6 protein-coding genes and 3 tRNA genes are annotated in these 8,988 nt (G+C 45.2%); all 9 read left to right on the forward strand.

Translation table 11 applies throughout. The features are described from left to right. Positions 1-3 precede the first annotated feature (3 nt). Positions 4-1,071: a homocysteine S-methyltransferase family protein gene (locus IE070_RS11120; RefSeq protein WP_189483255.1), complete on the forward strand. Its 1,068-nt coding sequence runs from the start codon at positions 4-6 to the stop codon at positions 1,069-1,071. Beyond that, entirely contained in the window at positions 1,071-3,692 is a 2,622-nt protein-coding gene (metH, locus tag IE070_RS11125; protein ID WP_189483256.1) for a methionine synthase, read from the forward strand. The genes IE070_RS11120 and metH overlap by 1 nt, the downstream gene beginning before the upstream one ends. 166 nt (positions 3,693-3,858) lie before the next feature. Next, positions 3,859-4,602: a hypothetical protein gene (locus tag IE070_RS11130; RefSeq protein WP_229797042.1), complete on the forward strand. Its 744-nt coding sequence runs from the start codon at positions 3,859-3,861 to the stop codon at positions 4,600-4,602. Next, entirely contained in the window at positions 4,602-5,051 is a 450-nt protein-coding gene (locus IE070_RS11135; RefSeq protein ID WP_189483258.1) for a regulatory protein RecX, read from the forward strand. Before IE070_RS11130 ends, IE070_RS11135 begins: the two co-directional genes overlap by 1 nt. A gap of 23 nt (positions 5,052-5,074) precedes the next feature. After that, a complete protein-coding gene (alaS, locus tag IE070_RS11140) occupies positions 5,075-7,696 on the forward strand; it encodes an alanine--tRNA ligase (protein ID WP_189483259.1) in 2,622 nt (873 codons plus the stop codon). Between the two features lie 138 nt (positions 7,697-7,834). Further along, the gene (gene csrA, locus IE070_RS11145; RefSeq protein ID WP_189483260.1) at positions 7,835-8,035 is read left to right on the forward strand and encodes a carbon storage regulator CsrA; all 201 of its coding nucleotides are present in this window, start codon (positions 7,835-7,837) and stop codon (positions 8,033-8,035) included. A gap of 161 nt (positions 8,036-8,196) precedes the next feature. Next, positions 8,197-8,286, forward strand: a tRNA-Ser gene (locus IE070_RS11150). Positions 8,287-8,296: 10 nt separating this feature from the next. Next, positions 8,297-8,373, forward strand: a tRNA-Arg gene (locus IE070_RS11155). Positions 8,374-8,463: 90 nt separating this feature from the next. Continuing rightward, positions 8,464-8,540, forward strand: a tRNA-Arg gene (locus tag IE070_RS11160). Positions 8,541-8,988 lie beyond the last annotated feature (448 nt).

The raw sequence follows: 8,988 nt of genomic DNA on the forward strand, positions 1-8,988 counted from the left end.
AGCATGACAACAGCACGATTAAGTCCAAGCGCATTCCGTGAGCAATTGCAGCAGCGTATTTTTATTTTGGATGGCGCTATGGGCACCATGATTCAGCAACACCAGTTAGATGAAGCCGGTTATCGAGGCGCTGAGTTCGCTGCTTGGCCTACGGATCTAAAAGGCAATAACGATTTGTTGGTGTTAACGCAACCTGAGTTAATTGCAGAGATACATCGACAATATTTACAAGCCGGTGCCGATATTATTGAAACAAATACGTTTAATGCCACGACCATTGCTATGGCCGATTATCAAATGGAACATTTGTCGGCTCGCATCAATCAGGAAGCTGCCGCCCTGGCCAGACGTGTTTGTGATGAGTTTACTGCGCAAAACCCTGCTAAGCCACGTTACGTCGCTGGTGTGTTAGGGCCTACTAACCGTACAGCCTCTATTTCGCCTGATGTGAATGATCCCGGTTTTCGTAATGTGAGTTTTGATGAGTTAGTACTTGCTTACATGGAATCGACACGTGCTTTGATTGCCGGTGGTGCCGATATCATCATGCTAGAAACCATATTTGATACCTTAAATGCTAAAGCCGCTGCTTTTGCGGTATTGCAAGTATTTGAAGACAGTGGTTATGCCTTACCGGTGATGATATCCGGTACTATTACCGATGCCTCAGGGCGTACGTTATCGGGGCAAACCACAGAAGCGTTTTATCATTCATTGGCTCATGTTCAACCAGTGAGTTTTGGCCTTAATTGTGCGCTCGGTCCCGATTTGTTGCGGCCCTATGTTGAAACCTTATCTGGCATTTCTGAGGCCTATGTATCGGTACACCCGAATGCAGGATTGCCAAATGAATTCGGTGAGTATGATTTAGGGGCTAGCGACATGGCGGCAGAGATTGCTGATTGGGCGCAACAAGGTTTTTTAAATATTGTGGGTGGCTGCTGTGGCACCACGCCAGAACATATTAAAGCGATTAGTGATGCGGTGAAAAACGCACCACCGCGGCAACCTAAAGCGACAGATCATAGTTTTCATTTAGCAGGGCTAGAAGCGTTTTCGGTGGAGTGGTAATGCGTCAACAAGCACGATTTATTAATATAGGTGAGCGAACCAATGTGACGGGCTCAGCCCGTTTTAAGAAACTCATTTTGAAAGGCGATTACGAAACCGCCCTTGATGTTGCAAGGCAGCAAGTAGCCAGTGGTGCGCAAATAATTGATATCAATATGGATGAAGCCATGCTTGATAGCAAGGCGGCCATGGTGCGTTATCTAAGCCTATTGGCATCAGAACCCGATATTTCAAGAGTGCCAATAATGGTCGACTCGTCGAAATGGGAGGTTATTGAAGCCGCTTTAAAATGTATTCAAGGCAAGGCCGTTGTTAATTCTATTTCGTTAAAGGAGGGCGAGACGCCCTTTTTACAGCAAGCTCGTTTATTACGCCGTTATGGCGCCGCTGTGGTGGTCATGGCGTTTGATGAAAAAGGCCAAGCAGATACGCGCGCCCGTAAAGTCGAGATTTGTCAGCGGGCGTATAACTTATTGATTGAACAGGTTGGTTTTCCTCCTGAAGATATCATTTTTGATCCTAATATTTTTGCGGTTGCCACAGGGATTGAAGAGCATAACAATTACGCTGTCGATTTTATTGAGGCGACCCGTGATATAAAACGCCTATGCCCTTATGCCAAAATTTCTGGGGGGGTATCAAACGTTTCGTTTTCGTTTCGTGGTAATGATGCGGTACGTGAGGCCATTCATTCGGTCTTTTTGTATCATGCCATCGGTGCTGGTATGGATATGGGGATCGTCAATGCGGGTCAATTGACGGTATATGATGATATCCCTGAATTGTTACGTGAGCGCGTGGAAGACGTTATTTTAAATCGCCGAGCCGATGCAACAGAACGCTTGCTCGAGATTGCTGCTCAGTTCAAAGGTGATGGCAGCGTGGCAGAAAAGGTAGATGATGCGTGGCGCAACTTACCTGTAGGCAAACGTTTAGAGCACGCTTTGGTAAAAGGCATAACCGACTTCATTGACCAAGATACTGAAGACGCTCGCCAACAAGCAGAAAAACCACTGCATGTTATTGAAGGTCCGTTAATGGACGGTATGAACGTGGTCGGAGACTTGTTTGGCGAAGGGAAAATGTTTTTGCCACAAGTGGTTAAATCTGCTCGGGTGATGAAAAAGGCGGTAGCTTATTTACAACCTTTTATTGAGCAAGAAAAAGAAGGCGGGCAGGCGCAAGGTAAAGTGCTATTGGCCACCGTGAAAGGAGATGTACACGACATTGGCAAGAATATTGTGGGTGTTGTGTTGCAATGTAATAATTTTGAAGTCATTGATTTAGGCGTAATGGTGTCTTGTGCGGAAATTTTACGCGTTGCCAAAGAGCGTCAGGTAGACGTTATTGGTTTATCTGGCTTAATTACGCCTTCGCTTGATGAAATGGTACATGTTGCTAAAGAAATGACTCGCCTGAGCTTCACGGTGCCATTACTCATTGGCGGCGCTACAACGTCTAAGGCGCACACGGCAGTTAAAATAGCACCGCATTATGCACATGGTGTAGTGTATGTGCCCAATGCTTCCCGCAGTGTGTCTGTTGTGCAATCGTTGATCAGTAAAACGCATAAACCTGATTATTTAGCTCGAGTTAGTGAAGAATATCGCATTGCGGTAGAACAGCATCATCGTAGCCGCCCGGGTGAAAAAATGCTGAGTTTGACAGAGGCCCGTGCTAATCGTTTTCCGTTAGACTTAAGCAAAGTTGCGGCAGCTCCAAAACAGCCTGGCGTGCACTATTGGCATGACATTGATTTACAGGCGCTGCGTGAATATATTGATTGGACACCTTTCTTTTTAACGTGGCAGCTCTCTGGGAAATACCCTGCCATCCTAAATCATGCTGAAGTTGGCTTAGAGGCGCGTAAAGTATTCCAAGATGCTAATGCCATTTTAGATCAGATGATTCAAGAGCGCAGGATCGCAGGCAAAGCCGCCTTTGGCTTTTTTCCAGCGAACAGTGATGGTGATGATATTATCATTTACACCGACGAGCATCGCCACACCGAACGCTGTCGCTTATATGGATTACGGCAACAATTAGCATTGCGAAATAATGCGCCTAATTGCTGTTTAAGCGATTTTATTGCACCAGTGGGATCGGGCGTTGCCGATTATGTAGGGGCTTTTGCCGTCAGTACTGGCTTTGGTGCCGATGAGTTTGCTGCTGAATTTGCGAAAGCGCATGATGATTACAACAGTATTATGGTTAAAGCGCTTGCTGATCGCTTAGCTGAAGCCTTAGCTGAATATTTGCACATGAAAGTACGCCGAGAATATTGGGGATTTGCACCAGACGAAACGCTGGACAACGAACAATTAATTCGTGAACTGTATCAAGGGATCCGTCCGGCACCAGGTTACCCTGCGTGTCCAGAGCATACCGAGAAAGGCACCTTATTTGAGTTACTCGACGTGACCTCCAAAATAGGCATGCAGTTAACGGAAAGCTATGCCATGTGGCCAGGCGCAGCAGTAAGTGGCTGGTATTTTGCGCATCCGCACAGTAAGTATTTTGCTGTAAGTAAAATTGATGCTGAACAGGTCAGTGATTATGCCCAGCGCAAAGGCTGGGATCTCGCCACCGCCGAGAGTTGGTTAGCGCCTAATATCCGCTAAGTACTGCGTTCTTCCTCGCAATAATCGACTAAACGCGCCGTAATTGGCTGCGTTTAGTCGTTACCACAGTTTTTTCAGTCGCTATGTCTCTTAATTAGCTGCCATTTACAGTATGATAAGAACCAACAAGCTGGTGATAACCGCCGCGTTTGGTTATGGAGTTCGTGTGGAAAAGCCGTTTCAGATAAAACTTATTATTCGTCGTGTTGTAGCCACATCGGCCATTGCTTGGCTCAAGCAGGCTTGGGAAATTTTCAAACAGGCGCCATTTGTATTTGTACAAATGATTTTATTAACGCTGGTACTCACCTTTTTAGCTACTTTACACCCCATTACCCTGGTTTTAGGCGTACTTGCTAGCCCGTTTTTTACCGCCGGATTTTATAATGCCATTGTCGGTGTGCAACAAAAACAAACCATCAGTATTGACTGGTTATTTAAAGCGTTTAAAGAATCCGCTTGTCGACGCATCCTGATGTTAATTGCGAGTGCGAATTTTTTTATTTCGGTACCTCTAGTGCACTTTCGTGAGCAACTTTTTATTACCATGACGCAAGCAGCGGAAACAGGCGTGCAGGATCCTGCCATAACATGGCAACTTCTATTATTAATGTTAGGCACATTACTGATCAGTATGTTGTTTGCTTATGCCGTGGCGATTGCGTACTTTTTAAAAGAACAACGCATTAGTTTAATTTTACAAGCGAGCTTTTTAGCCTGTTGGCGTAATATGTCTGCGCTTGGTTTATTTGGTCTACTGAGTTTGGGGCTGATCGTGTTAACCATACCTACCATGCTCCTAGGATTAATTGTGGTTGTACCGATACTACATATTGCCTTCTTTTTGTCGTTTAATGAATTATTTGCATTACAAGTGAACGCTCGGCAGGATGGTATATTGGAAGTGTAATGACTGAACAACAACAGGCTTTACGTAAAGCTGCATTGGCCTATTTAAGTCGCCGTGATTATAGTTGTGCTGAGTTAAGCCTAAAGTTACAACGTAAAGGGGCAAGTGCAGCGGACATTGCTGAGGTACTGGTTTGGTGCCGCGCGCAAAACTATTTAAATGAAGAACGCTTTTTATATATGCTAGTTCGTAATCGTTGCCAACAAGGTTATGGTTATCGTGTGCTGTTGCAAGAGTGCAGACAACATCAGTTGACTGAGCAACAATTACAAGCAGTGTTAGCAGCAGAAGAGATAGATTGGTGGCAACTGGCCCGTCAGGCTTATAACAAGAAGTTTGCGGACAAGGCCATTAAAGATTATCAAGATAAATTGAAACGCATGGCGTATTTACAACGCCGCGGTTTTAGCAGTGAGCAAATCCGCGCGGTGTTTCACCAGAATGATTAACCGATAAATAAACAGGATTTTTCATGAGTATGACATCTGCCGCTATTCGGCAAGCTTTCTTAGATTTTTTTGCCAGTAAAGATCACAGTGTGGTGGCCAGTAGCTCGCTTATTCCAGGTAATGATGCAACGTTGCTCTTTACCAATGCCGGGATGGTGCAATTTAAAGATGTTTTCTTAGGTCAAGATCAGCGCAATTATCAGCGCGCGGTATCGGCACAGCGTTGTGTCCGTGCCGGCGGTAAACACAATGATCTTGAGAATGTGGGTTATACCGCTCGGCATCATACTTTTTTCGAAATGCTGGGTAATTTCAGCTTTGGTGATTATTTCAAACAAGATGCCATTCGCTATGCTTGGGAGTTTCTTACTGAAGTTGTTAATCTGCCTAAAAGCAAGTTGCTTGTTACAGTGTATGCGACAGATGATGAAGCCTACGCTATCTGGTTAAATGATATTGGGGTGCCTGCTGATCGTATTATCCGAATTGGCGATAACAAAGGTGCCCCTTATGCCTCAGATAATTTCTGGGCAATGGGTGATACGGGTCCTTGTGGTCCCTGCACTGAGATTTTCTTCGATCACGGCGATCATATTTGGGGTGGGCCACCGGGTTCAGCTGAAGAAGACGGCGATCGCTTTATCGAGATCTGGAATATCGTCTTTATGCAGTTTAACCGTTTAGCCAGCGGTGAAATGTTACCTTTGCCTAAACCCAGTGTGGATACTGGCATGGGATTAGAGCGTATTGCCGCGATTTTACAGCATGTGCACAGTAATTATGAAACCGATACCTTTGTCGCGTTGATAAAAGCGGCAGCGGCGGTAACGGGTGCCAAAGATCTCACCGATAAATCGTTACGCGTAGTGGCTGATCATATTCGTAGCTGTGCCTTTTTAATTGTTGATGGCGTTACACCATCTAATGAAGGGCGTGGTTATGTGCTGCGTCGCATAATTCGCCGCGCTGTACGCCATGGCAACAAACTGGGGGCGAATGGCGCGTTTTTCTATACCTTAGTTGCTGCATTAGTCTCGCAAATGGGCGATGCCTATCCCGAGTTAGTGGCAAAGCAGGCCATTATTGAAAAAACGTTACGCTTAGAGGAAGAGCAGTTTGGTAAAACACTGGAGCGTGGTTTACAAATTTTAGATGAAGAATTAGCCGCCTTAACCTCGAGCGAAATTCCTGGTGACGTGGTGTTTAAACTTTACGATACCTATGGATTCCCAGTTGATTTAACCAATGATGTAGCGCGTGAGCGTAATTTAACCATTGATCAAGCGGGCTTTGATGCCGCGATGGCACAACAGCGCAAACGTGCACAGCAAGCCAGTAATTTCGGTACCGATTACAATCAACAATTGGTGTCGTCGCAGCAAACCACCTTTACGGGCTATACCGAGCACTTTGGTAATGCCGAAGTGCTGGAGATCTTAAAGCAAGGTCAACACGTACAACAAATAGATGCAGGCGATACGGCGTTAATTATTTTGAATACCAGCCCATTCTATGCAGAATCGGGTGGTCAAGTGGGTGATACAGGGACCTTAACATTAAATGATGGTACGGTTTTCCATGTGCAAGACACCGTTAAAGTTGTCAAAGCGTTTGCTCACCAAGGTCAAGCCACTGGCGTGATCCGGGTTGGCACTAAGGTTCAAGCTGAAATTGATTTGGTACGTCGCAATGCGATACGTAAAAATCACTCCGCTACACATTTACTCCATGCGGCCTTACGTCAAGTGCTTGGCGAGCATGTGACTCAAAAGGGCTCACTAGTAGGGCCAGAGCGCTTACGTTTTGACTTCTCGCATTTTGAAGCAGTTAAGCCTAATGAGCTGCAGGTAATTGAACAATTAGTAAATGAACAAATTCAGCTTAATACGGCGTTAGAAACACGCTTGATGCCCATTGATGCCGCAAGAGAAGCGGGTGCAATGGCTCTGTTTGGTGAGAAATACGACGATGAAGTGCGTGTTTTGAGCATGGGAGCGTTCTCGATTGAACTCTGTGGTGGTACGCATGTCGATCGTACAGGTGATATTGGTTTATTCAAAATAGTTGCTGAAGGGGGGATTGCTTCATGCGTACGCCGTATCGAAGCAGTAACCGCTAAAGGCGCAGTTCACTATGTGCAGCAGGTTGAAGCTCAAGCGGCACATGCGGCTAGTCTGTTAAAAGGCGATATGTTTAGTTTAGCCGAGCGGGTACAGCACACCTTAGATCGTAGCAAAGGATTAGAAAAAGAGATTGATCAGTTAAAAGCTAAGCTAGCCAGTATGGCTGGGGCATCATTAACCGATAATGTACAGCGTATTGGTGAGGTGCAAGTACTGGTGCAGCAACTTGAACAAACGGATGCAAAAGCCTTACGTACCTTGTTAGATGAATTAAAAAATAAATTAGCCAACGCTGTCATATTATTAGCTACAGTTAATGATGATAAAGTAAGTTTAATTGCAGGTGTGAGTGCTAATTTAACCGATAAAGTTCATGCTGGGCAGTTAGTAGGTTGGGCTGCAAATCAATTAGGCGGTAAAGGCGGTGGTCGTCCAGATATGGCTCAAGCGGGCGGCACCGATGCTGCGGCACTGCCTAACGTGTTATCTGAGGCATTTGACTACATAAAAGCACGGCTTTGATTAAGTCGCGTTATAATGGTTTTAGCTGGAATCTTTCCAATTATTCAAGCGTTGTTGTATGATGCAGCGCTTATTATTAAAGACTAATGAACACTGCAGTGATTGATCACTGTTAATGACAGGCAAAGGAGCAAACGCATGCTAATTCTTACGCGTCGTGTAGGTGAAACACTAATGATTGGTGACGAAGTCACCGTAACAGTGTTGGGTGTTAAAGGTAATCAAGTTCGTATTGGTGTTAATGCACCTAAAGATATTTCCGTACATCGCGAAGAAATTTATATGCGCATACAAGCGGAAAAAGATACGAACGACGGTAACACCAACGAGAACGAATAACAGTAGGTTAATCCTGAGCAGTGTTGGTTATTGATTGTGTTGCGGCATTTCAGTTAAATAATCAACAAACTGCTTGAAAGGTAAGCAAACAGGCTTTTAACTTCTAAAAATTGTTTGACTTATTTTCCTGAAACATTAATATACACGCCGCAACACAGTGCGGAGAAATGGCCGAGTGGCTGAAGGCGCACCCCTGCTAAGGGTGTATAGGGGAAACTCTATCGAGGGTTCGAATCCCTCTTTCTCCGCCATTTTTCAGATGGACGCATAGCTCAGCTGGATAGAGTACTCGGCTACGAACCGAGCGGTCGGAGGTTCGAATCCTCCTGCGTCCGCCATCTGAAATGGGATGTTACAAGCACTTAGCAATAATGCTTTACACGGTGCTTAATTAAATGTGTAAAAAATTATTAAATAAGCAATACCCCGGACGCATAGCTCAGCTGGATAGAGTACTCGGCTACGAACCGAGCGGTCGGAGGTTCGAATCCTCCTGCGTCCGCCATATTCGAAGAAACCCGCTTTGGTTAACACCTCAGTGGGTTTTTTGCTATTAACTTAATGCTACTGACGCAGGTGGTGAGAAGCTCCGTTAGGTTCGACCAATTTGCCGGGAGCAAATTGGGACAGCTTTAGCTGGCCCGAAGGGCAGGCGGCAGGATAGCCGCCTGCAATCCCTGCGTCCGCCATATTCGAAGAAACCCGCTTTGGTTAACACCTTGGCGGTTTTTTTGTTTTTAGCCTAATACGATTTAGTAGGAAGCTAAAAGCCGTTTTTTATTAGATTGACGTAACCGAACCGCTAGGCTGCTTTAAGCCGATAACGCACACAAAGACGCTGTGAATACATCCCTGTAAGCTCTTCTCCAGCATCCATGCTGGACAGGTGTTACCAACAATGCAAAACTGATCCACTTCAACAATTGAAATCTGATCCACTTGTTTTCACTATA

Source organism: Alishewanella tabrizica (assembly GCF_014652375.1).
Lineage (GTDB): Bacteria > Pseudomonadota > Gammaproteobacteria > Enterobacterales > Alteromonadaceae > Alishewanella > Alishewanella tabrizica.

Bases quoted from the DNA above. Each gene is read 5' to 3' on its own strand.
- alaS (WP_189483259.1), top strand. From the start codon at position 5,075: ATGAGTATGACATCTGCCGCTATTCGGCAAGCTTTCTTAGATTTTTTT.
- csrA (WP_189483260.1), top strand. From the start codon at position 7,835: ATGCTAATTCTTACGCGTCGTGTAGGTGAAACACTAATGATTGGTGAC.
- IE070_RS11135 (WP_189483258.1), top strand. From the start codon at position 4,602: ATGACTGAACAACAACAGGCTTTACGTAAAGCTGCATTGGCCTATTTA.
- IE070_RS11120 (WP_189483255.1), top strand. From the start codon at position 4: ATGACAACAGCACGATTAAGTCCAAGCGCATTCCGTGAGCAATTGCAG.
- metH (WP_189483256.1), top strand. From the start codon at position 1,071: ATGCGTCAACAAGCACGATTTATTAATATAGGTGAGCGAACCAATGTG.